The 255-nt window shown below is 63.5% G+C and carries 1 protein-coding gene; it reads right to left on the bottom strand.

What is annotated here, in order from left to right; translation table 11 throughout:
- On the bottom strand, positions 1-255 hold a 255-nt coding region (locus ACZYTC_RS34470; RefSeq protein ID WP_488991784.1), incomplete at both ends, for a paraquat-inducible protein A.

Genomic DNA, 255 nt, shown 5'->3' with positions numbered 1-255 from the left:
TGAGGCGGGCGAGAATCTGCAGGCCCGGCGCCACCAGCATGGTGAAGGCGACGACGATTCCCAGTTCCCACAATCCCTGGTCGTAGAGCGCCTTGATGCCGGTGACGAGGCTGGCCACCTGCGCGCGCCCGGATATTTCGAGCTTGATGAAGGGCAGGAAATTGGCCATGGCGAAGCAGATGGCACCGGCCCAGCTATAGGCGTAGGCGTGACTCAGCGAGATGGCGCGATAATGCTCCATCGTGGCGCCGCAGC

It is taken from the genome of Labrys sp. F242, assembly GCF_057813875.1.
This window is presented reverse-complemented; position numbering and strand designations above follow the sequence as displayed.